Raw genomic sequence first — 26,681 nt, forward strand, 5'->3', positions numbered from 1 at the left:
GAACACACCGCCGAGGGTCCTCGTGCGCGGCGGGAACCGGCCGTCACACCGCGGCGGGCGCAGCCCGGAACGGATCGAACACCGGAACGAACTCCGGAGCGATCTTCGCCGTGATCCTGGTGCCCTCCGGCTCGTAGTCCGTGCGCACGACCCGCCCCCGTTCGTGCAGCGCCGAGACGAGATCACCTCGGTCGTACGGAAGCAGCACATCGATCTCGACCGACCGGTCGGGCAGCGTGCGCGCAATGGCAGCGAGCACCTCGTCGATGCCCTCACCCGTTCTCGCGGAGGCGAAGATCGCGTTCGGCTCCAGCCCGCGCAGCTCCAGGCGACGACCCTCGTCGATCAGGTCCGACTTGTTGAACACGACGAGCTCAGGGATGTCGCGCCCGCCGACCTCCCCGATCACGTCGCGCACGGTCGCAAGCTGAGCGGCCGGGTCGGGATGCGAGGCATCGACGACGTGCACGATCACGTCCGAGTCCGCGACCTCCTCCAGGGTCGAGCGGAACGCCTCGACGAGCTGGTGGGGCAGGTTGCGCACGAATCCCACGGTGTCGGCCAACGTGTAGAGACGGCCGTCTGCCGTGATGGATCGCCGCACGGTGGCATCCAGCGTTGCGAACAGCGCGTTCTCGACGAGCACGCCCGCCTTTGTGATGCGGTTGAGCAGGCTGGACTTGCCGGCGTTCGTGTACCCGGCGATCGCCACCGAGGGAACGCTGTTGCGGCGACGATTCGCGCGCTTGGCCTCTCGTGCCGGTGCGAAGTCCTTGATCTGCCTGCGCAGCTTCGCCATGCGGGAGTGGATGCGCCGCCGGTCCAGCTCGATCTTGGTCTCACCTGGGCCCCTGCTGCCCATTCCGGCGCCGGCGCCGCCGACCTGACCACCGGCCTGCCGGCTCATCGATTCACCCCAGCCGCGGAGCCGGGGAAGAAGGTACTCGAGCTGGGCGAGCTCGACCTGCGCCTTGCCCTCGCGGCTCTTCGCATGCTGGCTGAAGATGTCGAGGATCACGGCCGTGCGGTCGATGACCTTGACCTTCACGATGTCCTCGAGTGCGCGACGTTGGCTCGGCGCGAGCTCGGTGTCGGCGATGACCGTGTCGGCGCCGAGTGCCGCCACGACATCGTGCAGCTCCTGCGCCTTCCCGCTGCCGAAGTAGGTGCTGGCATCCGGATGCGTGCGCCTCTGCAGCAGACCGTCGAGCACGACGGCGCCCGCGGTCTCGGCGAGGGCGGCGAGCTCACGCAGCGAGTTCTCCGCGTCGGCGACCGTCGAGCCGGAGTAGACGCCGATCAGCACGACGTTCTCTAGTCGCAACTGCCGGTATTCGACCTCGGTGACGTCTTCGAGCTCCGTGGAGAGCCCGCTGACCCTGCGCAGCGCGGCGCGCTCTTCGCGATCGAACTGGTCCCCATCCGCGTCGTGCCCGCTCGTCGCCTGCCGCTGCAGCGCCTGGGCGCCCTGGCCGAAGATTCGGGTGCGCGCCGACGGCTGCTCGGCGCGCGCCAGCACGCGCGCGACGACATCGTCGCCGTGCTCGGCCATGCCGGTCGCAGCCGAGTCCGGCGTAAGCTGCGAGCCCTCTCCGGCGGTGTTCCAACTCTCTGCCGCGGACTCATCGCGGGGTGCGCGCCTGCCACTGTCGGTGTACGTCATCGTGTGATCAACCATAGTTCTCCCTGCCGACAGTGTTCCTGCCGTGCTCTCATCTCTTCTCGTGCGTCTTCTCGGGCGCCTCGGCCGGTCCGCCGACTGTGTTCTTCGACGTCTCGAGCGGCCGTACTCCTCGCCGACCCGCCCGGTCGTGCTCCTCGCCGGAAGGGCCGACCGTGCTCCTCGCCGACCCGCCCGGTCGTGCTCCTCGCCGGTCCGCCCGGCCTTCCTCCTCGACGAACATCCGGTGGCGTCCCCGTCGACCGTCCGGCGCCGCCGGCCCCTCGCCGAAGGTCGGCCGCCCACTTCCGGTACTTTCCTTTGTATGGCGAGCGGCGAGCACTACTTCACGTCCCGACCCGGCGGGGACGCCAAGCTGCATCCGCTGAGCGTTCGTCTCGCCGGCCGCACCGTGCACCTCACCACCGCCGCCGGCATTTTCAGCCCCGACCGGATCGACGCTGGCACTCAGGTTCTGCTGGATGATCCACCCGCCGCTCCCGACGCCGGCGATGTGCTCGACCTGGGGTGCGGCTGGGGGCCCATCGCCCTCACTCTCGCTCTGGAATCTCCGAACGCCACGGTCTGGGCTGTGGACGTCAACGAGCGAGCGCTCGATCTGGTGCGCATGAACGCGAACGTCCTTGGCCTCACCAATATCAACGCCGTGCTGCCCGACGATGTTCCCGACGACGTCGGGTTCCGAGCCATCTGGTCGAATCCTCCGATCCGCATCGGCAAGGCCGAGCTGCACGCCTTGCTGCTGCGCTGGCTTCCCCGGCTGGACACCGACGCCGATGCCTGGCTCGTGGTGCAGCGCAACCTCGGCTCAGACTCGCTCCAGCGCTGGCTCGAGAGCGAGCTCGACGACGACTTCGCCGTGCGGCGGGCATCCTCCAGCAAGGGGTACCGCGTGCTCAACGTGCACCGGGGCGGGCCCGGCCGTCAGCCGACGGTCACCTCTCCGTCGTAGACCAGCTCTGCCGGCCCGGACAGCGCGACGTGCTCGCCGTCTTCGGCCGGGAACATCCGCACGCCGAGGGTCCCGCCCGGGGTGCGCACCTTCCAGTTGTCGGGTGCTCCGTCTCCCGCCCAGTAGCGCGTGGCCAGCGCCGCCGCGACAGTGCCCGTCCCGCACGCGAGCGTCTCCCCGCTCCCCCGCTCGTGCACGCGCATCCGGATGCGTCCGACGCCGTCGTCCACCAGCGGCTCGAACGGCACGACGAACTCCACGTTCGCACCGTTGACAGGTGCCGGATCCAGCACCGGGGTCGGTCCCAGATCCAGACGGTCGAGCTCATCGTCGTCGGCGAGCGCGACGACCACGTGTGGGTTGCCGACGTCGATCCCGATACCGGGGCGCGAGACGCCCAGGCCTTTCGCTCGCACCAACGGGTCGTCCCCGGTGAGGTGCCATCTGCCGAGGTCCACCTGGAAGCCGTTTCCACTGTGCTGCACATCGCGCACCCCGGATCGCGTTCCCACGGGAAGCGTCTGACCGGGCCGCAGATCCGTGAACCCGCCGTCGATCAGATAGCGCGCGAACACACGGATGCCGTTGCCGCACATCTCCGCTGGCGTCCCGTCGGCGTTGTGGTAGTCCATGAACCACTCGGCCGTCGGATCCTCTGCGAGCGCGACCGCGCCCTCCGGGATGGCGGATGACTTCACCGCTCGGATCACGCCGTCAGCACCCACGCCGAAATGCCGGTTGCAGATCAGCGCGATCTGCGCGGCGGTCAGGTCGATGGCGCCTTCGGGATCGGCGAAGAGCACGAAGTCGTTCCCCGCGCCGTGTCCCTTGCTGAACGAGAGTGTGGTCACCGCGCAAGCCTATCCAGTACGGCTGCCACGATTCGCGCCCTGTCCTCCTCACCGCGATCAGAGGCATCGAGCCAGTGGAGTCCTGGATAGCGCTTGAACCACGAGACCTGACGCCTGGCGTAACGGCGCGTGAGTCGCTGCGTCTCGGCGATCGCGTCGTCCTCTGTCAGCTCGCCGCGCAGCTGCGCCGCCGCCTGCACGTATCCGATCGCCCGCGAGGCCGTGGTGCCGCGTTCCAGCCCCTGGGCGAGCAGCCCGCGCACCTCGTCGAGAAGTCCGGACTCCCACATGCGGCGCACGCGCAGGTCCAGACGATCGACCAGCACGTTCCGTTGCGCGCCGAGCCCGACGACGGTGACCGGCGACCATTCCACGGGCCGCTCCGGCAGCGACGCGCCGTGGCCCGTCTCGCGCAGCTCCGCCACCTCCAACGCGCGGATCACGCGCCGGGTGTTCGCCACGTCGACTCGGTCGGCCGTGACAGGGTCGAGCGTCCGCAGGCGATCCAACAGCGGCCCGATGCCCGACGACGCCGCCTCGAACTCGAGTCGCGCGCGCAGCTCCGCGTCCCGCCCAGGAAAGGCGAAGTCATACAACACGGATGAGACGTAGAGGCCGGATCCACCGACCAGGATGGGCAGCGCTCCACGGCCCCGGATGTCCGCTATCGCCTCGCGTGCGCGCGGCTGGTACCAGGCGACCGTGGCCTCCTCCGTGACCTCGAGCACGTCGAGCAGATGGTGTGGGATCCCGCGCCGCTCCTGTGTGGAGAGCTTGGCCGTGCCGATGTCCATGCCGCGGTACAGCTGCATGGCGTCGGCACCCACGATCTCGGCGCGCACTCCCTCCTCCCGCAAGGCGACGGCGACATCCACCCCAAGATCGCTCTTACCCGTGCCGGTCGCCCCGACGATGGCGAGGTAAGGGGACGGGCCGTGCGCAGCGTGCTCCCGTGCTGCGTGCTCCTGCACCGCGTGCTCCAGCTCGGCTCGCTCCCGCGCTTCGTGCTCGCGTGCGGCATGCTCCCGTTCCGCGTGCTCGCGCTCGGCATGCATTCCGCCGGCGTGCTCCGGCTCGAGGTCGATCCCGACGCGGTCTTTCCGCTCAGTGGGTTGCCCGTCACCGCCGCCGGAAGGCAGACCCGCCCGCTCGGGCGTTCTACTCACCGCGGCGGGTCACCGCTCGCCGTCTGCCAGGTCGTAGATCGGCGTCGTCGGTCCCGCCGATGTGCCGACGTCGAGGCGCGACCGCAACGTCGGAAGCCCGAGCGAGACGCGGCCTTCCGCGCCGGATGCCCCATGAGACGGGACGGCGCACGACTCGGCCTCCGCGCGATCCCAGGCGTCGCCGGCACGGGTGCGACGCACGGCGAGCGGCACTCCCGCCTGGGCATCCGCAAGCAGGTGGAAGGGGGCGGCGTGCGTGATGCGAACCGTCACGACGTCTCCCGGCCGGGGAACGTCGGATCCGTCGGGGATCTCGAAATGCACGAGCCTGCTGTCCTCGGCGCGACCGCTCATCCGGTGCGTCTCGGCGTCCTTCTTGCCCTCGCCCGTCGACACGAGTACGCGCACCTCGCGGCCGACCAGCTTCTCGTTCTCTTCCAGACCGATTCGCTCCTGCAGCGCGATGAGGCGGTCGTAACGGTCCTGCACGACGTCTTTCGGCACCTGCGCGTCCATGGTGGCCGCTGGGGTTCCCGGACGCGCCGAGTACTGGAACGTGAACGCCGACGCGAACCGCGCCTGCTCGACCACGCGGAGGGTGTCCTGGAAGTCCTCTTCCGTCTCGCCGGGGAATCCGACGATGATGTCCGTGCTGATCGCGGCATCCGGGATGCGATCGCGAACGCGCTCGAGGATGCCCAGGAACTTGGCCGAGCGGTAGCTGCGCCGCATGGCCCGGAGGATGCGGTCGGATCCGGACTGGAGCGGCATGTGCAACTGGGGCATCACCGCCGGCGTCTCCGCCATGGCGTCGATGACATCGTCGGTGAACGCGGCCGGATGCGGCGAGGTGAATCGGATGCGCTCCAGCCCTTCGATCTCTCCCGCAGCACGCAGCAGCTTGCCGAAGGCGAGCCGGTCGCCGAAGTCCACCCCGTAGGAGTTCACGTTCTGTCCGAGCAAGGTGACCTCGATCGCGCCGTCGTCGACGAGGGACTTGATCTCGGAGAGCACGTCGCCAGGGCGGCGGTCGTTCTCCTTGCCGCGCAGCGACGGCACGATGCAGAACGTGCAGGTGTTGTTGCATCCCACCGAGATGGACACCCAGCCGCTGTACGTCGAGTCCCGCTTGGTCGGCAGGGTGGAGGGGAAGGTCTCGAGCGAGTCGAGGATCTCGAGCTGCGCCTCGTGGTTGTGCCTGGCACGCTCGAGCAGGTTCGGCAGCGAACCCATGTTGTGCGTGCCGAAGACCACGTCGACCCACGGCGCCTTCTCGAGGATGACGTTCTTGTCCTTCTGCGCGAGGCATCCGCCGACGGCGATCTGCATGCCTGCGTGCCTGCGCTTCACCGAAGCCAGGTGGCCGAGGTTGCCATACAGCTTGTTGTCCGCGTTCTCGCGAACCGCGCACGTGTTGATCACCACGACATCGGCTTCGGCTCCGGCCGCCGGAACGTAGCCGGCCGCCTCGAGCGAGCCGCTCAGCCGTTCGGAGTCGTGCACGTTCATCTGGCAGCCGAAGGTGCGCACCTCGTACGTGCGCACGCGCCCGTCGGGCTCGATGGCGGCATCCGACACCGCGATCGACGTCGGCGCCGAACTGGGTCGGATTCGATCGGCAATGCTCATAGTGCGCACTAGTCTACGTTTGCGTTCCGGTGCGATGGACCCGAGCCCGGTTCACCGGGAACGCACGCCTCTCACCGGAATCGCACGCTTCCGCCGCCGTCGGAGCCAGGCGGATGGCCGCTCAACGCCTGCCGGACGGCACCGCGCACGACGTCGCCGTCGTAGCCTTTGCGCGCCAGGTATCCGCTCAACCGACGCGCCGCGACCTCGTAGTCGAGCGCGCGCAGCTGTCTGGCTCGCGCAACCGCCAGCTCGGTCGCACGCTCCAGCTCGTCGTCTCCATCGAGTTCGGCCATGGCGTCGCCGATGACCGTCTCGTCGAGATGCCGTCTGCGGAGCTCTAGTTCGATGGCCGACCGGCCGGCGCCCTTGCGGGTGTGCATGGCGTAGACCAGGGACACCGCGAGGGCCGCGTCGTCCACCAAGCCGATGCTCTCGAGGCGGTCGAGCTCGGCCGCGGCCGTTCGTTCGTCCACCTCGCGCTTGGCGAGCACCTGTTCGAGCTCCCATCTGGACATGCCACGACGCGCAAGCTGATGGATGGCGACGTTGTTGGCCCTTGCGGCCTTGCGGTCGCGCCTGCCTGTGCCGTCGGACCTGGCTGATCCGTCGGACCTTCCCGTGCGGTCGGACCTTCCCGTGCCGTCGGAACGGGACTCCCGCGGCTCGACCTCGCGCACGCGGGCGAGCGCCTGCTGCGCGGCATCCGACGGCTTGGCCCCCGGCAGGTACGTCACGGGCGCCAGACGCTCACCCGATCCGGTGCGGCCACCTGCCCGGCCGCTGCCGGATCCCGCCGGCGGAAACTGCACCACCATCGTGATCTCGTTCCGGTCAGGCGCCCTTGCGCTGAGCGATCTTCGGCTCGATCGACTCGACGTTAGACGCGCTGTCCGCTGTGGCGTTCGGATCGGTGATCACACCGAGCTTGACCAGGATCTTGTGCTCGATATCCGCCGCGATATCGGGATTGGCGATCAGGAAGTTGCGGGAGTTCTCCTTGCCCTGCCCGAGCTGGTCGCCGTCGTACGTGTACCAGGCACCGGACTTCTTCACGATGCCCTGATCGACGCCGTAGTCGAGCAGGCTGCCCTCACGGGAGATGCCGACGCCGTACAGGATGTCGAACTCGGCCTGCTTGAAGGGCGGAGCCATCTTGTTCTTGACGACCTTGACGCGCGTACGGTTTCCGACGGCGTCCGTCCCGTCCTTGAGCGTCTCGATACGACGGATGTCGAGGCGAACCGACGCATAGAACTTGAGCGCCTTGCCGCCCGATGTGGTCTCGGGGCTCCCGAAGAACACGCCGACCTTCTCGCGCAGCTGGTTGATGAAGATCATCGTGGTGTTCGTTTGGTTGAGCGCGCCGGTCAGCTTGCGCAGCGCCTGCGACATCAGACGCGCCTGCAAGCCCACATGCGAGTCGCCCATCTCGCCTTCGATCTCCGCCCGCGGCACGAGCGCGGCCACCGAGTCGATGACGATGAGGTCGATCGATCCGCTTCGCACGAGCATGTCGGCGATCTCGAGCGCCTGCTCCCCCGTGTCGGGCTGTGAGACGAGGAGCGAGTCGATATCGACGCCGAGCTTCTTCGCGTACTCGGGGTCGAGGGCGTGCTCGGCGTCGACGAACGCGGCGATGCCGCCGCCCTTCTGGGCGTTGGCGATCGCGTGGAGGGTCAACGTGGTCTTGCCGGAGGACTCGGGACCGTAGATCTCCACGATGCGCCCGCGCGGGAGGCCGCCGATGCCGAGTGCCACGTCGAGCGCGATCGATCCGGTCGGAACGACCTCGACGGGAGCCCTCTCGTCACTGCCCAGGCGCATGACGGAGCCCTTGCCGAACTGCCGATCGATCTGGGCGAGCGCGGTCTCGAGAGCCTTTTCGCGATCTGCTGGGGTGGGCATGGTGTGGCTTCCTTTCGCCGGAACAGTCGTCGTGAATCGCTGCTTCGTACCGTATGCCGCACGTACGACATATCAGGTGTTCGGCCGGCCTGACGTGGATAAGTCGCTTCGACTAGGTCTGTGGCCTCAGAGTACCAACAACCGAACATGTCTTCGTATGTCACCGGGGCGTGTCGCACCCTGCAGGGGCTGGATGCAGCGGCTCGGACGAGGCCGCACATCGCTGAATCGGCACCCGTGCCGAGACGTCGTCCTACTAGCCCCGCCGCCGGTTGCCGCCCTCGCCTGACGACTGCCGCGTCAACGCTTCCTCGGGTCGGGCAGCCCCACACCGTGCCGCCGTTCGACCGGCACCTCCATCGTCTCGCACAGCGCCAGCCACACGTCACGCTCGGGCACGCCCGCCGCCAGCGCCTGATCCCCCGTGCGATATCCGAGCTTGTCGATCACCAGGTCGCGCAACAGCGCGCGGCCATACTGCTCGCCGAACTCGGTCGCCACGGCCCGCCGGAATTCACTCGCCCGCACCGCGACAGCATAAGGCGACGTGCACGATCGCGGTCGAACTCGGTATAGATCCCGGTCCCGCACGACCGGGCCGATCGCGTCCCGCATCGGCGCAGACCGGTCGCGTCCCGCATCCGTGCAGACGGTTTAAACGGGTGACGCCCCGCCGAAGCGGGGCGTCACGGACGTCGTGCGAGGTGTCGCTCAGTGAGCGACGAGATCCGCGTCGAGCGCGGCCACGAACTCGTCGGGAACCGTGTCGGGGATGACCTGGTCGATGCCCTCGAGCACAGCCAGCCTGTCGCCCACCTCGCGCATGATCACGGAGATCGGCGTGTCCAGTGCGTCGGCGACCGAGGCGAGGATCTCGCTCGAGGCCTCTTTCTGACCACGCTCGACCTCGCTGAGATAGCCGAGAGCGACACTCGCCCGGCTCGCGACCTGACGAAGAGTGCGCCCCTTCTGCAGGCGGAAGTCCCGTAGCACGTCGCCGATTTCTTGACGTACAAGAATCATTGGAGCCTCCTTTTCTCTTCCTGCCACAACCTTCGATCGCTCAGGATGCTTCAACGCTATGCGCATCCGGTGCCTGAAACTCTAACCATCGATGACTGGGGTTTGGGTGTGAGTACATCTTGTGTAACCAACTCGGTATGTGTGCTATTCCACGCCGTCATTCCGGCTCCCGACGGCTCGCATCCGGAAGGCAGGCAGCAGCCCGGCTCCGAAGCCGCAGCGCTAGAGAAGCCGATCGGTCAACGCCTGCACCGCAGCGCACACGGATGCCTGCCTGATCTCCGCGCGGTCGCCGGCGAGCTCGAGCTCGATCGCCTCGTCCTGCTCGCCGATGGATACTCCGATGAACACCGTGCCAGGATCGCGTCCGCCCTGACTGTCCGGCCCGGCGACACCCGTCGTGGCCACGCCGACGTCCGCCGGTCTGCCGTCGACCTCGAGCGCTGTGCGCACGCCACGCGCCAGCTGCCTGGCCACCTCGGGATGCACGGGTCCCTGCTCCGCCAAGAGCGCGGCATCCACTCCGATGAGCGTGTGCTTTAGTGCCGTGGCGTATACGACCGCTCCGCCGACGACGACCGCCGACGCGCCGGCCGGCCTCGTGAGCTCCGCGGTGAGCGCTCCGCCCGTGAGGGATTCGGCGACCGCGATGGTGAGCCCCTGCGCCGCGAGGCGCGCGAGAAGGGCGGCCGTCGCATCCTGTCCCACCGCCTGCGACGGCGTCACGCGCGGCCTCGCTCTGCTCTGCGCAACCGGTACGCCTCCCACAGGTAGTCGAGGCCCGACCACACCGTGAGCACCAGAGCGATGCCCATGAGCACCCAGTTCAACCAGAACACACCGTTGCCGACGATCGTCCACAGCGGGGCGAGCGCGAACGAGATGGCGACGGCCTGCGCGACGGTCTTGAGCTTGCCGCCGCGCCCGGCCGGCATGACGTTCCCACGCGGGAGCTCGACCATGCGCCACACCGTGATGCCGACCTCGCGCACCACGATCACGATCGTCACCCACCACCACAGTTCGCCGAGGATCGACAGGCAGACCAGAGCGCCGGAGGTGAGCAGCTTGTCTGCAACGGGATCGAGGATCTTGCCGAGATCGGTGACCATGCCGCGCCGGCGTGCGATCGCGCCGTCGATGCCGTCTGTGGCGATCGCGAGGATGAAGAGCGCCGCGGCGATCCAGCGCAGGACGCCGTCGGCACCGGCATCCGCCAGCAGCAGCCAGAAGAACACCGGCGCGAGCAGGATGCGCACGACGGTGATGAGGTTGGGCAGATTGAAGTTGCCGGGAGCGGTCGGCGCGGCGGCGCCGCCGGGATCGGTCATGCTGCAAGCCTACGGTCGCGCGCGACCCGGCGGGAAGGCGCGACCCGCGCCCTCCCCTTTCCCGCGTCAGTCACGTCCGGTGAGTCCCCAGGCGTCCTCGTCGGGATCGCCGTCGACCTCTTCGAGGCCGGCCGACTGCCGGCCGACGGGATCGTCGTCGTAGCGCTCGTCCCCTTCGCTCGCCGGCTGCTGGAACGTCGGCTGCTGGGATCCCTGCTGCCCACCCTGCCCGGCGGAGCCCGCGACGGACGTGGGCTGGGCATCCCCTCCGCGCAGTCGCGCCATGACCTGCGGCAGCTGCTCTGGTGTGACCAGCACGTCACGCGCCTTCGACCCCTCCGAGGGCCCGACGATGTCCCTGGACTCCAGCAGGTCCATGAGCCGGCCTGCCTTGGCGAATCCGACGCGGAGCTTGCGCTGCAGCATCGACGTCGACCCGAACTGACTCGAGACGACGAGCTCGGCTGCGGCGAGCAGCAGCTCAAGGTCGTCGCCGATGTCGGAGTCGATCTGCTTCTTCTCCGGGCCAGCCGCGACATCCTGCCGGTACTCCGGCCGCGCCTGGCTCGTCACATGGTCGACGACGCGCTGGATCTCGCTCTCGGCCACCCACGCGCCCTGCACCCGGATGGCCTTCGACGCCCCCATCGGCAGGAAGAGGCCGTCGCCCTGTCCGATGAGCTTGTCCGCGCCCGGCTGGTCGAGGATGACGCGCGAGTCCGTCACGCTGGTCACCGCGAAGGCGAGCCTGGAGGGCACGTTGGCCTTGATGAGTCCGGTGACCACGTCGACCGACGGACGCTGGGTGGCGAGCACGAGGTGGATGCCGGAGGCGCGAGCCAGCTGCGTGATGCGCACGATCGAGTCTTCGACGTCGCGCGGCGCGACCATCATGAGGTCGGCCAGCTCGTCGACGACCACGAGCAGGTACGGATAGGGCTTGAGCTTGCGCTCGCTGCCCTCAGGCAGCACGATCTCGTCGTTGCGCACCGCCTTGTTGAAGTCGTCGATGTGGCGGAAGCCGAAGCTCGCCAGATCGTCGTAGCGCATGTCCATCTCTTTGACGACCCACTGCAGCGCCTCGGCGGCCTTCTTCGGGCTCGTGATGATGGGCGTGATGAGGTGGGGCACTCCCGCATAGACCGCGAGCTCGACGCGCTTCGGGTCGACGAGCACCATGCGGACGTCGCTCGGCTTCGCCCGCATCAGCAGGCTCGTGATCATCGAGTTCACGAAGCTCGACTTTCCGGAGCCGGTCGAGCCTGCGACGAGAAGGTGAGGCATCTTCGCGAGGTTCGCAACGACGAAGTTGCCGCTCACGTCTTTGCCCACGCCGATCGTCATCGGATGGTGGCTGTTGGTGGCGGCGGCCGAACGCAGCACGTCTCCCAGCGAGACGATCTCTCGATCGGAGTTCGGGATCTCGACGCCGATCGCGCTCTTGCCTGGGATGGGCGACAGGATGCGCACCTCGTTCGAGGCGACGGCGTACGCCAGGTTCTTGCTGAGCGCCGTGACGCGCTCCACCTTGACGCCGGGTCCGAGCTCGATCTCGTACTGAGTCACGGTCGGGCCCCGGGAGAACCCGGTGACGCGCGCATCCACCTGGAACTGGTCAAGCACGGACGTGATGGCGGCGACCACCTCGTCGTTGGCCGCCGACCGCGTCTTGGCCGGTGTGCCGGCCGACAGCGTTGAGGCGGCGGGCAGCACGTAGGGCGCGTCAGGCAACTGCTCGAGAGGCTTCGACGCCTCAGCTGCCGCCGCGTCGAAGTCGTCGTCGGAGAGCCCGCCGAACCCCGGCAGCACGGCCGTCGCCGTGTCGGGGCGCAGGCCCGTCGGATGGTTGCCTGCACGAGCGACGTCGCCCGTGAACCGGCTCACGGCGTTCTCGGCATCCTGCAGATCGGCGAGCACCTCGGTCTTGTAGTCCTGCGGAGCCGGTTCGAGAGCCGTGTCGAAGCCGCCGGTGCCCGCAGAGTCGAGCCCGAGCACGTCGGTGAACGACGTGCCTGCCGGCTCGAACTCGGGGTCGACCTCGCGCCCGCTCTTGTTGCGGCGCCACCAGGGCATGTTCTCGTCCTGGGGCGGCTGCTCGTCGTCTGACGATTCCTTGCCGCGACGCGCCTTACGGCGACCTGACTCCTCGTCGTCAGCTTCGACCTGTTCGGCATCCTCGGCCGGCGCCTGGGCACCGAAGAGGTAGGAGTACAGCTCGCCGAGTCGCCGCCCGATGCGGTTGGGCGGCGTCTTGGTGATGATCAGGATGCTCAGTAGGAGCAGGACGACGACGATCGCTCCTGCGCCGATCGGGGTGGCGACCGCGACGAGCGGCGCGCCGACCATCCAGCCGATCACTCCCCCGGCCTTCGCCAGCTCGACGATGCCGTCGCTGGGCTGCGGGCGCGCCGAGAAGATCTCACACAGCGCGGAGACCGTGACCAGCAGCAGCGCGAGTCCGATCCCGATGCGCGTGTTGTCGTGGACCGACGCCGGATGCCGGAACAGCCAGATCGCGAGCAGCAGCATCACGACCGGGAGCCCGAACGCGACGCGGCCGAAGAGTCCGCCGAACGTCCAGGCATCCAGCTGCTGGGCCACGGCGTTGTCGATCAGGAACCATTCGACGACCGCGCCGGCGACGGCGAGCAGCACGATGAAGAACGGCAGCCCGTCCCTGCGCTCCTCTTTCGCGAGCTTCTCCGGGCCGAAGGCGCGCGCCGCACCGCCGACCACATGGGCGAGGCCCAGCCATGCCTTCGACAGGACGCCGCGCTCAGGCTCCGCCGTGGGCAGAACCTTGGTCTTCTGGGTCGCCGCCTGCCTCGAGGGTGCGCGCGTGGCCGATGCGCTGCGCGCGCGGGCGCGCGACGTCGACTTGGTGCTCGTGGCCATGGAACAAAGGTAGCGGCGGCATCCGTCACGGGCCGGGAGCGCGCGCGGTGTCGCCCAGATGATGCATGCCGTGCTCGAGAGCGCGTGCAGACGCTGCGCCGCGCGTTACGGCGTCACGCCTCGATGACCAGCGGCACGATCATCGGGCGGCGACGGTAGCTCGTGTTCACCCACCGCCCGACGGTGCGGCGCACGACCTGGCTGAGCGCGTGGGCATCCCGCACGCCGTTCTGGGAGGCATCCGTGAGTGCGGCCGCGATCTTGGGTTTGACGTCGTCGAACACCGCGTCGTCTTCGGCGAAGCCCTTGGCGTGGATCTCGGGACCCGTGATGATGCGGCCCGTGGCGGCCTCCACCACCACGATGATCGAGATGAAGCCCTCTTCGCCGAGGATCCTGCGGTCCTTGAGGTCGGCATCCGTGATCTCGCCGACGGAAGCGCCGTCGACGTAGACGAAGCCGAGGTCGAGTTGTCCGACGACCTTCGCGACGCCGTCGCGAAGGTCGATCACGCTGCCGTCTTCGGCGAGGATCGTGTTCTGCTCCGGCACTCCGGTGTCCTGGGCCAGCTTCGCATTGGCCACCAGGTGGCGGTATTCGCCGTGCACGGGCATGACGTTGCGCGGCTTGAGGATGTTGTAGCAGTACAGCAGCTCGCCGGCGGCGGCGTGACCTGACACGTGCACCTTCGCGTTGCCTTTGTGCACGACGGTGGCTCCCAGCTTGGTCAGGCCGTCGATCACCCGGTACACCGCGTTCTCGTTGCCTGGGATGAGGCTCGACGCGAGGATGACGGTGTCTCCCTTGCCCACCTCGATCTGGTGGTCGAGGTTCGCCATGCGCGCCAGCACGGCCATGGGCTCGCCCTGCGACCCCGTCGACATGTAGACGATGCGGTCGTCAGGCAGGTCTGCGGCCTTCTTGTAGTCGATGAGGACGCCCTCTGGGACGTGCAGGTAGCCGAGGTCTGCTGCGATCGTCATGTTGCGCACCATCGACCTTCCGAGGAGCGCGACCCGACGCCCGTTCGCGGCCGCCGCATGCAGCACCTGCTGAACCCTGTGCACGTGGCTGGAGAAGCTCGCGACGATCACACGGCGAGGCGCTCGCGCGATGACCGTGTCGAGCACAGGTCCGATCGAGCGCTCCAACGCCGTGAAGCCGGGGACGTCGGCGTTCGTGGAGTCGACGAGGAACAGGTCGACGCCCTCTTCGCCGAGCCTGGCGAACGCGCGCAGATCGGTGAGCCGGTCATCCAGCGGCAGCTGGTCCATCTTGAAGTCACCCGTGTGCAGCACGAGACCTGCGCTCGTGCGGATCGCCACCGCGAGCGCGTCGGGAATGGAGTGATTGACGGCCACGAACTCGAGCGAGAACGGGCCGAGCTGTTCCCGCTGGCCCTCTTTCACGGTGAGTGTGTAGGGCTGGATGCGGTGTTCCTTGAGCTTCGCCTCGACGAGTGCGAGCGTCAGGCTCGAACCGAGGAGCGGGATGTCCGGCTTCAGCCTGAGCAGATAGGGAACGGCTCCGATGTGGTCCTCATGCCCGTGCGTCAGCACGACGCCCAGCACGTCGTCGAGCCGGTCCCGTACCGGAGAGAAATCCGGGAGGATGAGGTCGACACCCGGCTGGTCCTGCTCGGGGAACAGCACGCCGCAGTCGACGATGAGGATCTTGCCGTCGATCTCGAAGACCGTCATGTTGCGGCCGACCTCGCCGAGGCCGCCGGTGGGGATCACGCGCAGCGTTCCCGGTTCGAGCGCGGGCGGGTCGTATACCGAGTCGGGCATATGCCGTGCCTCCGTTGTTTCCGGCCGATCGCCGACTGGCCGATCCGCCTGTGCTGATCCGGCCGGCGACGCCGACCGGTGCGGTGGCGTCAGCGCGTCGTGCCTGCCACCTTGGGGAGCGCTCCACCTGCAGCCGCGTTGCGGTCAGGACGGAAGTTCGTGAGGTCGAGACCGTCGATGTCGTGCACGAGATCGAGGTCGGACTCGATCTGCGCCGCCTCGAAGTCCTCGGGGCCGACGAGCGGAAGACGCACGCGCGGGCTCTGGATGCGGCCAAGGCCGTGCAGCACGTACTTGGCGGCGACCGTGCCCGGCACGTGCGTCATGACGGCGCGCACGAGTGGCTCCAGCTTCTGGTGCTGAGCCGTCGCTGCGGCGAGGTCGCCGCGGTTGACCGCGTCCACGATCTGCCGGTAGGGGCCGGGGGCGATGTTGGCCGTCACGCCGATGAGTCCCGTCGCTCCGATCGCGAGGTGCGGCAGGATGTTCTCGTCAGCGCCGGAGAAGTACATGAGGTCGGTGTTGTTGAGAACGCGCGAGACCTCCGCGAAGTCGCCCTTGGCATCCTTGACGGCCAGGATGTTCGGATGCTTCGCCGCTCGCAGGATGGTGTCGTACTTGATCGGCACGCCCGTGCGGCCGGGGATGTCGTAGAGGATCACCGGCAGATCGGTGGCGTCGGCGATGAGGCGGAAGTGGGTGAGGATGCCGGCCTGAGTCGGCTTGTTGTAGTACGGCGTGACGATCATGACGCCGTCGGCGCCCGCCTTCTCGCTCGCCTTGTACAGCTGGATGGCGTGGGCCGTCTCGTTCGACCCGCCGCCCTGGATGATCTTCGCGCGGCCCGCTGCGACATCCAGGCCGACCTCGATGAGACGCAGCTTCTCCCGGTCGGTCAGAGTCGACGTCTCACCGGTGGTTCCGGAGATGACGATGCCGTCGGCACCGTGCGCGATCACGTCGTCGAGGTGCTTCTCCACTCCCGGCCAGTCGACTTCACCGTCGGCGGTGAACGGTGTCACGAGCGCGACGAGGACCTGACCGAAGGGATTCTCTGACCTGGACACGTGAATCAGGCTATCGCGGCTTGGCGGAGGGAAGCTCGCATCGGCGATCTCCGTGCGCACACGACATGGCCCGGCCATCGGGATCGCCTGCCATGTCACGCTGCGTCACAGAGCCCCGGCGCGGCCGGGCGGCACATAGCGTGGCCTTCGCCATGAATCCGCTCACCGCCCTCGTCGTCATCGCCGCGCTCGTCGCGGTCGCGACGCTGATCGGTGTCCTCGGCCGTGTGCGCTCCGGCCGCGTGCGGCACGCTTCCGGCAAACGTCTCACCGCGGAACTGCTCGGTCTGGATGCTCCGCTGGGGGCGAGCGCCACGATCGTGCAGTTCTCGACCGTGTACTGCGGCCCCTGTCGCGTCGCCGAGCGCATCCTGACGCCGCTGGCATCCGAACCGCGCGGCGTGCGGTACGCGGACGTGGATCTCGGCCGACGACCGCAACTGGCGGGCCGGCTCGGAATCGTGCAGACCCCGACGATCCTGCTGCTGGACGCGGCGGGCCGCATCGCCTCGCGCATCGTCGGCGTCCCCCGTGCCGCCGACGTGGCGGCGCGGATCGAAGAGCTCACCGAGGAGGACCATGTCGTCGCCTGAGACCCCGACGCGATCGACCAAGGATCAGCAGGGCATCGATCCGCGTGCGCCTCGATTCGGCGCCGGGATCACCGCGGCCCTGCTCCTGCTGACCGTGTTCCTCGGACTGGCAGAGGGAACGGCCCCGGTGGCGACCGTGCTCCTGGCCGCGCTGGCGCTGCTCTTCCTCTGGGGCGCTGCCGCCGGCATCAGGAGGCATCCGTGGGGCGTGCTCTACCGCACGCTCATCCGGCCCCGACTGAAGCCGCCCGCGCACCGGGAAGACCCGACGCCGCCTACGTTCGCGCAGGGCGTGGGCTTCGTGATCACCGCGCTCGGGGTTGTGCTGCAGCTGCTGGGCGTTCCCTACGCGGTGGTCGTGGGTGCGGCGCTCGCGTTCGTCGCCGCGTTCCTCAACGCGGTCTTCGGGTACTGCCTCGGATGCCAGCTGTACCTCGTGCTCGTTCGCACCGGCATCGGAGGGCGGGGCCGCGCCGAGGCCTAACACCCCGCTCATGCGGAGCTTCCAGCGGCCGCGGCGGGCCGCGATGCGTGACGACCGGCCTGCGCGAACCACTTTCCGGCCGCCACCGCCCGCACCTACGCTGGAGCGACGGCGCCCGCACGCAGTACCGCGGCGGCGCGTGAGGTCCTTTCTCGCCGGCCGGTCGAGGCAGGCGTGCAGGACATCGACATCACAACCGGCAACGAGCAAGGGAGCGACCATGGCGATCACGAGCGAAGCGACCACCGTCTGGCGGGGAGAGCTCTTCAGCGGGTCGGGCGAGGTCAGTCTCGACTCGTCGAACGCCGCGCACTTCGGTGTCGACTGGCGAGCCCGGTCAGAAGGCGAGGCAGGCGTCACCACGCCAGAGGAGCTGATCGGCGCCGCTCACTCCGCGTGCTTCGCGATGGCGTTCTCGAACATCCTGGCCGGGCACGGAACACCGCCGGAGAACATCCAGGTGACGGCTGCCGTCACGTTCGATGCCGCCCAGGGCATCACGGGGAGCCATCTGCTCGTCAACGCCTCGGTTCCCGGGCTGGAGGAATCGGAGTTCCAGAAGCTGGCCGACGAAGCCAAACGCACGTGCCCGGTGTCGAGGGCGCTTGCCGGCATCCCGATCACCATCGAGGCCGAGCTGAACTGAGGCAGCGGCTTCTCAGCGCGGCCGGGCGGTCACCGGGACGGCGCGGGATGCGCCCTGTGGAGCTTGATCGCCTCCCGCATGGCGTGCCTCGCCCTGCGTCTGTCGCCCGAGGCGTCGTAGGCGAGCCCGAGCCGGAACCAGGCACGCCAGCTCTCCGGCGCGCTCTCGACCTCCGCCTTGTACTGCGGGAACTCCTCGTCGGCCGCGTCGCGCAGCGGGCGCCCGCTCGCCCTGTGCGGGAGGTCGTCGACCGGAAGGCCGCCTTCGGCCTCGAGAAGGCGCACGAGCCTCTGCGTCTGCACGCCGAACCACAGCTCGCGAAGCAGAGCCCAGGCCGCGATCGCCGACAACACGAACAGCGCGATCGCCATGGCGGCCCCGACCCCGGATCCGCTGACCAGCAGGATGACTCCGTAGCGGACCACGAGCACGAGGTACAGCACGAGGAGCACGGCCATCACGATGGCCGCGACGCGCCCCCTCACAGGCCCAGGAGCTGATCGAGGCCGACGGTGAGCCCGCGCGCAGCGGGTGCCGACCGCAGCGCGTGCAGGATGCCTGCGGCGTAGGCCCGCGGGTCCGTCGTGTCGTGTGTGATGGTCAGCGTCTCACCCTGCCCGCCGAGCACGACGCTCTGCTTCGCGATCACCCCGTCGAGGCGCAGGCTGTGCACGGCGACACCGGCCACCTGCTGGCCGCGAGCCCGCTGGTCGGTGTGCGGCGCGACGACGGGTCCGCGCTCATCCCTGGCCCTGGCGATGAGCTCCGCCGTGCGGACGGCGGTCCCGGACGGCGAATCGATCTTCGACGCGGCGTGCGCCTCGACGATCTCGATCGAGTCGAAGTACTTCGCTGCGGTCGCAGCGAACGCGGTGCCCAGCGCCGAGCCGAGCGAGAAGTTGGGCACCACGATGACGCCGAGCTCGGGCAGGTCTCGCAGACGCGCGCCCAGAGGTGCCAGCCGTGCTGCCGACCAGCCCGACGTGCCCACGACGACGTTCCTGCCGGCATCCAGCGCGTAGTCGACGATGGTCGGGCTCACGGCCGGCACCGACACGTCGAGCACCACCTCCGACGGCGCCGCTTCGGTGCCGAGCATGTCGGCGAGATCGCTCTTGGAGCCGAGAGCGGCGACGAGCTCGAGGTCGGGAGCCGCCTCGATGAGGTCGACCGCGACGCTGCCGAGCTTTCCGGTCGCGCCGACGACGGCCACACGAATGGACATGCGATTCACGATATCAACGGCGGCACGCCGGGGACCGCGCCCAGACGCTCGCCTCGGCGGGCGATGGTCCCGAAACCGTAAGCTGTCACCGATGCTGACGTTCACGAGTGCCCGCACGGATGACCCTGTCGCGGAGGACCTGCTCAGGCGCTACTTCACCGACCGGTCCGAGTCGTTCCCCGACGTGCACCGCGGGTACACGATCACGATGCCCGATCCCGAGGCGTTCGTTCCGCCGGCCGGCGAGTTCCTCGTCGTCGCCGTCGACGGCACGCCATGCGGATGCGGCGGCGTGCGCAGGATCGCGGACGGCGTCGACGAGACGGGAGAGCCGCTCCCCCGGTTCGAGATCAAGCACCTCTGGCTCGACCCCGCTGTACGCGGCGGAGGAAGGGGCCGTGCCCTGCTGACGGAGCTGGAGCGCCGCGCGATCGGCCTCGGAGCACGGCGGCTCGTGCTGGACACGCACGAGAGCCTGCAGGCGGCCGGACACCTGTACCGCACCATGGGGTACGTTTCGGTCGAGCCGTACAACGACAACCCGAACGCCACGCACTGGTACGCGAAGGACGTCGATCGTCCCGCCTGACCGAGGGCGACGCCGGGCGAACCTGCGGCCGACCGTCGGCGACGGCCACCGCGGGCGGCGCTAGCCGGCACTCGATGCCACGCTGCTGGCCCGCACTCGATGCCGCACTCGCCGGCCGGCCCTCGCCGGTCGGCACTCGCCGGCGGCCGCCCGACCCGGCGCGGTCAGACGGACTGCAGCTCCGGCATCCCGGTGCGCAGTTCGACGGGGAGGTGCCCGAGGTCGTTGTGCACGACGAGCACCGGCGGCTTCGCCGAGCGCACCCTGATGATGGTGAGACCGCAGTTGGCCTGATTCAGACCCAGCCACCGCCACTCAGGAGCGTCGAAGACGTGCCTCACGAACCATCCGATCACGAAGTTGTGCGTGATGAGGAGGTCGTGGCGGTCCGCGCGAGCCGGTGCGAGGAACTCGCTCACGGCATCCGCCATCTGGGCGCGGCCGGCTTCGATCTCGGCTTCGGTGATGCCGCCGAAGAACGACTCGAACGCCTTGGGCATGTCAGGGGTCGGACCGGACGGGATGCAGTCGAAGAGCAGGCTGGACGGTTCCGGCTCGAGCGCGGGCAGACGCTCCGCCATGATCTTCGCCGTCTCCTCGGCCCGGCGCAGCGGCGAGTGGTAGACGGACGTGAACGGCACGCCGCCCAGCCGCTCGGCGATGAGCATGGCCTGGCGCTTGCCGCGCGGCGAGAGCGGGCCGTCGGGCATGCCGTGTTCGGCATCCTGCTGCTCGCCGTGACGCACGAGGTAGAGGTAGTGGGGCAAACTGCGGTTCCTTACGGATCGGGGCGATCAGATGAGGCCGGAGAACACGTCGTCGTCGACGGCTCCGACTGCGGCGATGGTGAGCGGACGGGACGCGAGAGTCGAAGCCAGCTCGCGCACGTCGTCCGCCGTGACGAGGGCGAGCCTGCGCAGGGTCTCGTCGAGGTCGGCGAACTCCCCGGTCGTGAGCTCGGAGCGGCCGAGCCTGGTCATGCGCGTGTCGGAGTCCTCCAAGGCGAGAGCGGAGCCGCCTGAGAGCTGACCAACGGCCCGGACCAGCTCGTCGTGGTCGATGCCGTCGGCGGCGAGCCTGCGCAGCTCGTCGAGCATGATGCCGGCGACCGACCGGGTCTTCTGCGGCGCGCACGCCGCGTACATGCCGAAGACGCCGGTGTCGGAGTATCCGGCTGCGAACGAGTACACGGCGTACGCGAGTCCGCGCTTCTCGCGCACCTCCTGGAACAGCCTGCTCGACATGCCGCCGCCGAGCACGGCGTTGAGAACGCTCATGGTGGTGCGAGCGTCGTCGGTCGCGCGCAGCCCCTGCGAACCGATCACGAGGTGGGTCTGCTCGATGGGTCGTCGTGCCGTCACCAGCTGCCTCGCGCCCTCCAGCGTGGCCTCCTGGTTGCTGCGACGGGCGACCGGCGCGGACGCCTCGCTCATCGGCCAGCCGCCTGCAGCGAGCGCTCGCTGGACGTCGGCGACCAGTGTGGCGTGGTCGACCGCCCCCGCAGCCGCCACCACCAGATCGTGCGGCCGGTAGTTCGCGCGGTAGTGCTGCCAGACGGCATCCCGCGTCGCCGAGTTGATCGTGCCCGGGTTGCCGCCGATGGGCCGCGCGATCGGATGCGTGCCGAGGACGCTCGAGAAGAATCTCTCGTTGACCGCGTCAGCCGGGTCGTCCTCCGCCATCGCGAGCTCTTCGAGGATGACGCCCCGTTCGTTCTCGAACTCGGTGGGATCGAGTACGGACGAGGTGACCATGTCGGCCAGCACCGCTGTCGCCATGCTCAGATCGCGGTCCTGCACCTTCGCGTAGTAGCAGGTCTGCTCTTTGGCGGTCAGTGCGTTGTGCTCGCCGCCCACCGCATCGAACGAGATCGCGATGTCGAACGCCGTGCGCGAGCTGGTGCCCTTGAACAGCAGATGCTCGAGGAAGTGGGTGGATCCGAAGCTCGACGGATGCCCCGTCGAGCCCGGCACCTCGCCGGTCTCGTCACGGGATCCGACGCCGAACCAGAAGCCGATCGTCGCGCTGCGTACGCCGGGCACGCGTTCGCTCAGCACCCGCACCCCGCTCGGCAGTACCGTGCGGGAGACGAGGGCGTCGCCGGACGCCGCGAACGTGAGATCGGCGCGGTCGAGTGGGAGGTCAACGGCACCGTTCATCACCCTCAGCCTAACGGCGATTGAGGGTTGGCTGAGGACGCTTGCGTCATCAGCCGACCCGATTGAGTCGTTGAGTGACGAAGTCGCGATAACGGCGATTGAGGGCCCGGGGATGACGCTCGCGTCATCCCCGGGCCCGATTGAGTCGCTGAGTGACGAAGTCGCGATAACCGCATTCAAAGGTCGGCCGGCGAGGAAATCGGGTGACAACCTGTCCGCATTCTTGAGGACAAACCGTATTGTCTACCTCTTTATAATTGCAGCAGGTCTCCGACGGGAACTCGTCGTGGAACAACCCGAGCCCACCGAGTTGAGGAAGAACGGATGCCAGACCAGGCTGCCCATGCTTCGCGCCCGCCCGCTCCCGCCAAGGTGAAGATCCTCGTCACGGCCGACCGTCTCTTCTACGACGAGGGCGCCCATGCCGTCGGCGTCGATCGCATCATCGCCCAGTCGCACGTGACGAAGGCGACGTTCTACAAGCACTACCGCTCGAAGGACCTCCTCATCGCCGCGGTCGTCACGGCTCGCACGGAGCGCGAGCAGCAAGCCGTCGCGGCCGACCGCGAGACGCTGGACGACTCCGCAGCGGTGCTGCGTGCGATGGTCGACCGCGTCGCCGCCGAGTCGCGGCGCGGCCCCTTCCGCGGGTGTCCGTTCACGGACGCGATGACGTCGCAGCTGGATGCCGCCGGCCCAGTCACACCTGCCGTCACCGCGTGGCGAGAGTGGCTGCGCTCGACCCTCGTGGACCTCTTCTCCGACTCCGGGTCGGCCGACCCGCAGGCGGCGGCCGACGACCTCCTGCTGGCCAGGGACGGCGCCTTCGGCGGTGCCCCTGTCGCCGACCCGGCAGCGACGGAAGCGTCGCTTCACCGCACGCTGCAGCGACTGCTCCCCTGACCGGCGCCCGGTGCACGAACCGGGACCGCGAACGAACGGAGCGCCGAGCAGACGCGACCGCGAACGGACGGGCTACAAGCGGACAGGCTACGAGCGTGCGGGAACCACGCTGACCGAAGGCGGACCCTGGACGGTTCACTCCGAGATCCGGTCGAGCTCCAGCATGTCGGTGCGGCTCAGGCTCACGCTGCATGCCGACATCAGGTCGTCGACCTCGACCGCCGACGCCACATTCACGATGGGAGCGACCACGCCGCGCTTGGCCAGGAGCCACGCGACCGCGATGGTGACCATGCTGCAGCCGTGCTCCGCGGCGATACGGTCGAGCACCTGGAGCACGCGATGTCCGCGCCGCCCGAGGTAGCCTCCGACTCCTGCGAGGCGAGCCGCGGCATCCAGGTTTGAGCGTGAACGGTACGCGCCCGCCAGAAAGCCATGGGCGAGCGGGGTGACGGGGAGCACGCCGAGCGACTGGGCGGACGAGACGATACGGAGATCGCCCTCGAACGTGGCGCGGTTCATCAGGCTGTACGGCACCTCGATGGCGGCGACCTTCGGCAGTCCGAACGAGGACAGCACGCGCGCCTCCATGAGGCTCTCGGCCGCGAAGCCGGAGAATGCGACGAACCTCGCCTTTCCGGAGTCGATGAGCCACTCGACGGTGGCGAGCGTGTCGGAGAGTGCCGTGTCGGGATCCGGGCCCTCGAGCGTCACGATGTCGACCCGGTCGGTGCCGAGCCTGCGCAGTGCGGACTCGACGGAACGCACCAGATTGACCTGTCCCAGTCCGGGACTCTCGTCTCCGCGTCCCACCCTGAGGTCGAGCACGACCTCGTCTCTCGAGTCTCTGCGGTGCATCCAGCCGCCCACGATCGCGTTGCCGAGACCTAGCGCATGCGCGTCCGACGTGACGATCAGGTTGCCGCCGAGGTGCAGATACCTGTCGAGAACCGCCTGCGCGTGTTCGATGTCGTCGGCCCGCGCCAGTGCCGCGGTGCCGAGGCCGAGCGGGTACACCGCGAGCTCGGTCTCGCCGAGCCGGCGAGGAGCGACGATGGGCAGCGGAGCGGTGGCGACGCCGTCGTAGTCGGCCGGCGCAATGCGAGCATCGAACACCGGACCGACACCGGAGGCACCACGGCCGGCGTGCTCCCGTGCGCGTACGGGATACGGCTGTGCCATCACCCCTCCAGCTCTCCAGGCCCCCCACGAGCCGACACGACGCGGGATGCCGCATCACATCTGTTGCTGCGAGCGTAATTGACGGGTCGGCCGCGACACGGTCGAAACGATTGAACCGTTACCAAATCTTTGAAATTGCGCCGAGACATGGCATGCTGCGCACCCGCAGGTGCGACTCCTCGCCCCGAACGGGGCGCGTAGCAGCGGCCACATACGCAAACGCGCCCGCCTCGGCCGGAGCCGGGCGGGCGCATCATGCGAACGAAAGGTCAGGCCTCGACGTTCTCCGTCGACTCCACCGTCGTCGCCGCAGCGCCCTCAGGGGCGGAGCCGGCTGCATCACCGGCGGCCTCCTCGGCCACGACGGGCTGAAGGGACAGCTTGCCGCGGTCGTCGACCTTGGTGATCTGCACCAGGATCTTCTGTCCGACCGAGAGCACGTCCTCGACGTTCTCCACCCGCTTGCCTCCGGCGAGCTTGCGCACCTCGGAGATGTGCAGAAGGCCGTCGCGTCCCGGCAGCAGCGAGACGAACGCACCGAACGTGGCGATCTTCACGACGGTTCCGAGGAACTGGTCGCCGACCTCCGGGTTGGTGGGGTTCGCGATCGCGTTCACCTGCGCGCGAGCCGCCTCGGCGCTCGGACCGTCGACGGCGCCGATGTAGACGGTGCCGTCCTCCTCGATGGAGATGTCGGCGCCGGTCTCGTCCTGGATCGCGTTGATCGTCTTGCCCTTCGGCCCGATCAGCTCGCCGATCTTGTCGACGGGGATCTGAACGCTGATCACGCGCGGAGCGGTCGGCGCCATCTCGTCCGGACGATCGATCGCCGCGTTGAGCACCGAGAGGATCGTGGTGCGGGCATCCTTCGCCTGCTGCAGCGCGCCGGCCAGCACCGACGACGGGATGCCGTCGAGCTTGGTGTCGAGCTGGATAGCCGTCACGAACTCGCTCGTGCCCGCCACCTTGAAGTCCATGTCGCCGAGGGCATCCTCCGCGCCAAGGATGTCGGTGAGGGCCGCATAGCGGGTCTCGCCGTCGACCGTGTCGGAGACGAGGCCCATGGCGATGCCGGCGACGGGGGCGCGAAGCGGCACACCCGCGTTCAGCAGGGACAGCGTGGACGCGCACACCGAACCCATCGACGTGGACCCGTTGGAGCCGAGCGCCTCGGACACCTGACGGATCGCGTACGGGAACTCCTCGCGGCTGGGCAGCACGGGCACGAGCGCGCGCTCGGCCAGGTAGCCGTGCCCGATCTCGCGACGCTTGGGGCTGCCGACGCGGCCGGTCTCACCGGTCGAGTACGGCGGGAAGTTGTAGTGGTGGAGGTAGCGCTTCTTCGTCACCGGCGACAGGGAGTCGATCTGCTGCTCCATCTTGAGCATGTTCAGAGTCGTGACGCCCAGGATCTGGGTCTCGCCGCGCTGGAAGATCGCGGAGCCGTGCACGCGCGGGATGACCTGCACCTCGGCGTCGAGCGGCCGGATGTCGCGCAGACCGCGTCCGTCGATGCGCACGCCCTCACGGAGGATGCGACCACGCACGACCACCTTCGTGACCGCCTTGTACGCGGCGGAGAACTGCTCGAGCACCTCGACCGGCAGGTGTCCGGTCTCGACCTTCTCGGCGACGGCGGCCTTCGTGCGCTCCTTGAGCGCGTCGTCGGCGTTCTGACGCTCGATCTTGTCGGCGATCTGGTAGACGTTCACGAGCTCGTCGTAGGCGAGGCCCGCGACGTTGTCGTAGCTCAGCTGCGAGTACGGCAGGAACACCGGGTACTCGGCGATCTCCTTCGCCGACTGCTGCGCGAGCACGACCTGTGCTCCCACGAGCTGGCGGATGAACGGCTTGGCCGCCTCCAGACCCTGGGCGACGATGTCCTCGCTGGGCTTGGTGGCACCGGCCTGGATGAGGTTCCAGCTGTTCTCGGTGGCCTCCGCCTCGACCATCATGATCGCGACGTCGCCCTCGGAGCCGTCATCGTTGGTCAGCACGCGACCGGCGACGACGATGTCGAAGACGGCCTCCTCGAGCTGCGATGCCTTCGGGAACGCGACCCACTGGTCTTCGTGCGCCCCGTTGCCCGGGATGAACGCCATGCGCACACCCGCGATCGGGCCGGAGAACGGAAGTCCGGAGATCTGCGTCGACGCGGACGCCGCGTTGATCGCGAGCGCGTCGTAGAACTCGTCGGGCGCGATGCTCAGCACCGTGACGACTATCTGCACCTCGTTGCGCAGGCCGTCGACGAACGACGGACGCAGCGGGCGGTCGATGAGACGGCAGACCAGGATGGCCTCCGTCGAAGGACGTCCCTCGCGACGGAAGAACGAGCCGGGAATCTTGCCAGCAGCGTACGAGCGCTCCTCGACGTCGACCGTGAGCGGGAAGAAGTCGAAGTTGTCCTTCGGGTGCTTGCTCACGCTGGTCGCAGACAGCAGCATGGTGTCTTCGTCGAGGTAGGCGGCGACGGCGCCCTGCGCCTGCTGGGCCAGCCGCCCGGTCTCGAACCGGACCGTTCGGGTGCCGAAACGGCCGTTGTCGAGAACGGCCTCGGCGAACTTGATTTCTGGACCTTCCATTTAAGGTCTCTTCTCCTTTTGT

General features: G+C 68.7%; 25 protein-coding genes. 6 read left to right on the forward strand and 19 right to left on the reverse strand.

Going from position 1 to position 26,681, the window contains the following annotated elements:
• Window positions 1-43 precede the first annotated feature (43 nt).
• Window positions 44-1,552 (reverse strand): GTPase HflX, encoded by a 1,509-nt coding sequence (gene hflX, locus VHB92_RS00155; protein ID WP_325450384.1) that lies wholly within the window; start codon window positions 1,550-1,552, stop codon window positions 44-46.
• 433 nt (window positions 1,553-1,985) lie between these two features.
• On the opposite strand from hflX, the gene VHB92_RS00160 reads away from it, so the two are divergent.
• On the forward strand, window positions 1,986-2,633 hold the full coding sequence (locus VHB92_RS00160) for a class I SAM-dependent methyltransferase (RefSeq protein WP_325450179.1): 648 nt from the start codon (window positions 1,986-1,988) through the stop codon (window positions 2,631-2,633).
• On the opposite strand, the gene dapF is transcribed toward VHB92_RS00160, so the two are convergent.
• The 12 genes from dapF to dapA all read right to left on the reverse strand — a co-directional run bounded on the left by dapF (window position 2,606) and on the right by dapA (window position 16,293).
• Window positions 2,606-3,484 carry a diaminopimelate epimerase gene (dapF, locus tag VHB92_RS00165; RefSeq protein ID WP_325450181.1) on the reverse strand — a complete coding sequence of 293 codons (879 nt, stop codon included), beginning with the start codon at window positions 3,482-3,484 and terminating at the stop codon, window positions 2,606-2,608. The two genes, VHB92_RS00160 and dapF, sit on opposite strands and share 28 nt — an antisense overlap.
• Complete coding sequence (gene miaA / locus VHB92_RS00170) at window positions 3,481-4,650, reverse strand: tRNA (adenosine(37)-N6)-dimethylallyltransferase MiaA (RefSeq protein WP_325450183.1); 1,170 nt, start codon at window positions 4,648-4,650, stop codon at window positions 3,481-3,483. The genes dapF and miaA overlap by 4 nt, the downstream gene beginning before the upstream one ends.
• A gap of 9 nt (window positions 4,651-4,659) precedes the next feature.
• Window positions 4,660-6,279 carry a tRNA (N6-isopentenyl adenosine(37)-C2)-methylthiotransferase MiaB gene (miaB, locus tag VHB92_RS00175; RefSeq protein WP_325450185.1) on the reverse strand — a complete coding sequence of 540 codons (1,620 nt, stop codon included), beginning with the start codon at window positions 6,277-6,279 and terminating at the stop codon, window positions 4,660-4,662.
• 71 nt (window positions 6,280-6,350) lie between these two features.
• A complete protein-coding gene (locus VHB92_RS00180; protein WP_325450187.1) occupies window positions 6,351-7,097 on the reverse strand; it encodes a regulatory protein RecX in 747 nt (248 codons plus the stop codon).
• 16 nt (window positions 7,098-7,113) lie between these two features.
• On the reverse strand, window positions 7,114-8,187 hold the full coding sequence (recA, locus tag VHB92_RS00185) for a recombinase RecA (RefSeq protein WP_325450189.1): 1,074 nt from the start codon (window positions 8,185-8,187) through the stop codon (window positions 7,114-7,116).
• A gap of 300 nt (window positions 8,188-8,487) precedes the next feature.
• Entirely contained in the window at window positions 8,488-8,715 is a 228-nt protein-coding gene (locus tag VHB92_RS00190; RefSeq protein WP_325450191.1) for a DUF3046 domain-containing protein, read from the reverse strand.
• Between the two features lie 183 nt (window positions 8,716-8,898).
• Window positions 8,899-9,210, reverse strand: coding sequence for a helix-turn-helix transcriptional regulator (locus VHB92_RS00195; RefSeq protein WP_325450193.1), 312 nt, complete (start codon window positions 9,208-9,210; stop codon window positions 8,899-8,901).
• A 222-nt stretch (window positions 9,211-9,432) separates the two neighbouring features.
• Entirely contained in the window at window positions 9,433-9,936 is a 504-nt protein-coding gene (locus VHB92_RS00200) for a CinA family protein (RefSeq protein ID WP_414653037.1), read from the reverse strand.
• Window positions 9,933-10,541 carry a CDP-diacylglycerol--glycerol-3-phosphate 3-phosphatidyltransferase gene (gene pgsA / locus VHB92_RS00205; protein ID WP_325450195.1) on the reverse strand — a complete coding sequence of 203 codons (609 nt, stop codon included), beginning with the start codon at window positions 10,539-10,541 and terminating at the stop codon, window positions 9,933-9,935. The genes VHB92_RS00200 and pgsA overlap by 4 nt, the downstream gene beginning before the upstream one ends.
• Window positions 10,542-10,607: 66 nt before the next feature.
• Window positions 10,608-13,436: an FtsK/SpoIIIE family DNA translocase gene (locus VHB92_RS00210; RefSeq protein WP_325450197.1), complete on the reverse strand. Its 2,829-nt coding sequence runs from the start codon at window positions 13,434-13,436 to the stop codon at window positions 10,608-10,610.
• Between the two features lie 113 nt (window positions 13,437-13,549).
• Window positions 13,550-15,226 (reverse strand): ribonuclease J, encoded by a 1,677-nt coding sequence (locus VHB92_RS00215; protein WP_325450199.1) that lies wholly within the window; start codon window positions 15,224-15,226, stop codon window positions 13,550-13,552.
• An 89-nt stretch (window positions 15,227-15,315) separates the two neighbouring features.
• A complete protein-coding gene (dapA, locus tag VHB92_RS00220; RefSeq protein WP_325450201.1) occupies window positions 15,316-16,293 on the reverse strand; it encodes a 4-hydroxy-tetrahydrodipicolinate synthase in 978 nt (325 codons plus the stop codon).
• A 152-nt stretch (window positions 16,294-16,445) separates the two neighbouring features.
• On the opposite strand from dapA, the gene VHB92_RS00225 reads away from it, so the two are divergent.
• The 3 genes from VHB92_RS00225 to VHB92_RS00235 all read left to right on the forward strand — a co-directional run bounded on the left by VHB92_RS00225 (window position 16,446) and on the right by VHB92_RS00235 (window position 18,016).
• Window positions 16,446-16,886 carry a thioredoxin family protein gene (locus tag VHB92_RS00225; RefSeq protein ID WP_325450203.1) on the forward strand — a complete coding sequence of 147 codons (441 nt, stop codon included), beginning with the start codon at window positions 16,446-16,448 and terminating at the stop codon, window positions 16,884-16,886.
• A complete protein-coding gene (locus VHB92_RS00230) occupies window positions 16,873-17,370 on the forward strand; it encodes a DUF4395 domain-containing protein (RefSeq protein WP_325450205.1) in 498 nt (165 codons plus the stop codon). Before VHB92_RS00225 ends, VHB92_RS00230 begins: the two co-directional genes overlap by 14 nt.
• A 220-nt stretch (window positions 17,371-17,590) precedes the next feature.
• Window positions 17,591-18,016, forward strand: coding sequence for an OsmC family peroxiredoxin (locus tag VHB92_RS00235; protein WP_325450207.1), 426 nt, complete (start codon window positions 17,591-17,593; stop codon window positions 18,014-18,016).
• 29 nt (window positions 18,017-18,045) lie between these two features.
• Here the strand turns inward: VHB92_RS00235 and VHB92_RS00240 are convergent, their stop codons facing one another.
• Both VHB92_RS00240 and dapB read right to left on the reverse strand, forming a co-directional pair.
• Entirely contained in the window at window positions 18,046-18,474 is a 429-nt protein-coding gene (locus VHB92_RS00240) for a tetratricopeptide repeat protein (protein ID WP_325450386.1), read from the reverse strand.
• 23 nt (window positions 18,475-18,497) lie between these two features.
• Window positions 18,498-19,241, reverse strand: coding sequence for a 4-hydroxy-tetrahydrodipicolinate reductase (gene dapB, locus VHB92_RS00245; RefSeq protein ID WP_325450209.1), 744 nt, complete (start codon window positions 19,239-19,241; stop codon window positions 18,498-18,500).
• Window positions 19,242-19,332: 91 nt separating this feature from the next.
• On the opposite strand from dapB, the gene VHB92_RS00250 reads away from it, so the two are divergent.
• Window positions 19,333-19,830, forward strand: coding sequence for a GNAT family N-acetyltransferase (locus tag VHB92_RS00250; RefSeq protein ID WP_325450211.1), 498 nt, complete (start codon window positions 19,333-19,335; stop codon window positions 19,828-19,830).
• A gap of 164 nt (window positions 19,831-19,994) precedes the next feature.
• On the opposite strand, the gene VHB92_RS00255 is transcribed toward VHB92_RS00250, so the two are convergent.
• Window positions 19,995-20,597, reverse strand: coding sequence for a histidine phosphatase family protein (locus VHB92_RS00255; RefSeq protein ID WP_325450213.1), 603 nt, complete (start codon window positions 20,595-20,597; stop codon window positions 19,995-19,997).
• 27 nt (window positions 20,598-20,624) lie between these two features.
• Window positions 20,625-21,989, reverse strand: coding sequence for a pitrilysin family protein (locus VHB92_RS00260; protein ID WP_325450215.1), 1,365 nt, complete (start codon window positions 21,987-21,989; stop codon window positions 20,625-20,627).
• Window positions 21,990-22,313: 324 nt separating this feature from the next.
• On the opposite strand from VHB92_RS00260, the gene VHB92_RS00265 reads away from it, so the two are divergent.
• Window positions 22,314-22,892 carry a helix-turn-helix domain-containing protein gene (locus VHB92_RS00265; protein WP_325450217.1) on the forward strand — a complete coding sequence of 193 codons (579 nt, stop codon included), beginning with the start codon at window positions 22,314-22,316 and terminating at the stop codon, window positions 22,890-22,892.
• A gap of 135 nt (window positions 22,893-23,027) precedes the next feature.
• Here VHB92_RS00265 and VHB92_RS00270 read toward each other — a convergent pair whose 3' ends face one another.
• Together VHB92_RS00270 and VHB92_RS00275 are read right to left on the reverse strand one after the other, a co-directional pair.
• Window positions 23,028-24,074 carry an aldo/keto reductase gene (locus VHB92_RS00270; RefSeq protein WP_325450219.1) on the reverse strand — a complete coding sequence of 349 codons (1,047 nt, stop codon included), beginning with the start codon at window positions 24,072-24,074 and terminating at the stop codon, window positions 23,028-23,030.
• A 269-nt stretch (window positions 24,075-24,343) separates the two neighbouring features.
• Window positions 24,344-26,659 (reverse strand): polyribonucleotide nucleotidyltransferase, encoded by a 2,316-nt coding sequence (locus VHB92_RS00275; protein WP_325450220.1) that lies wholly within the window; start codon window positions 26,657-26,659, stop codon window positions 24,344-24,346.
• Window positions 26,660-26,681: the final 22 nt, after the last annotated feature.

The sequence above is a fragment of the Humibacter sp. genome, from assembly GCF_035547335.1.
In the GTDB taxonomy this organism is placed as follows: domain Bacteria; phylum Actinomycetota; class Actinomycetes; order Actinomycetales; family Microbacteriaceae; genus Humibacter.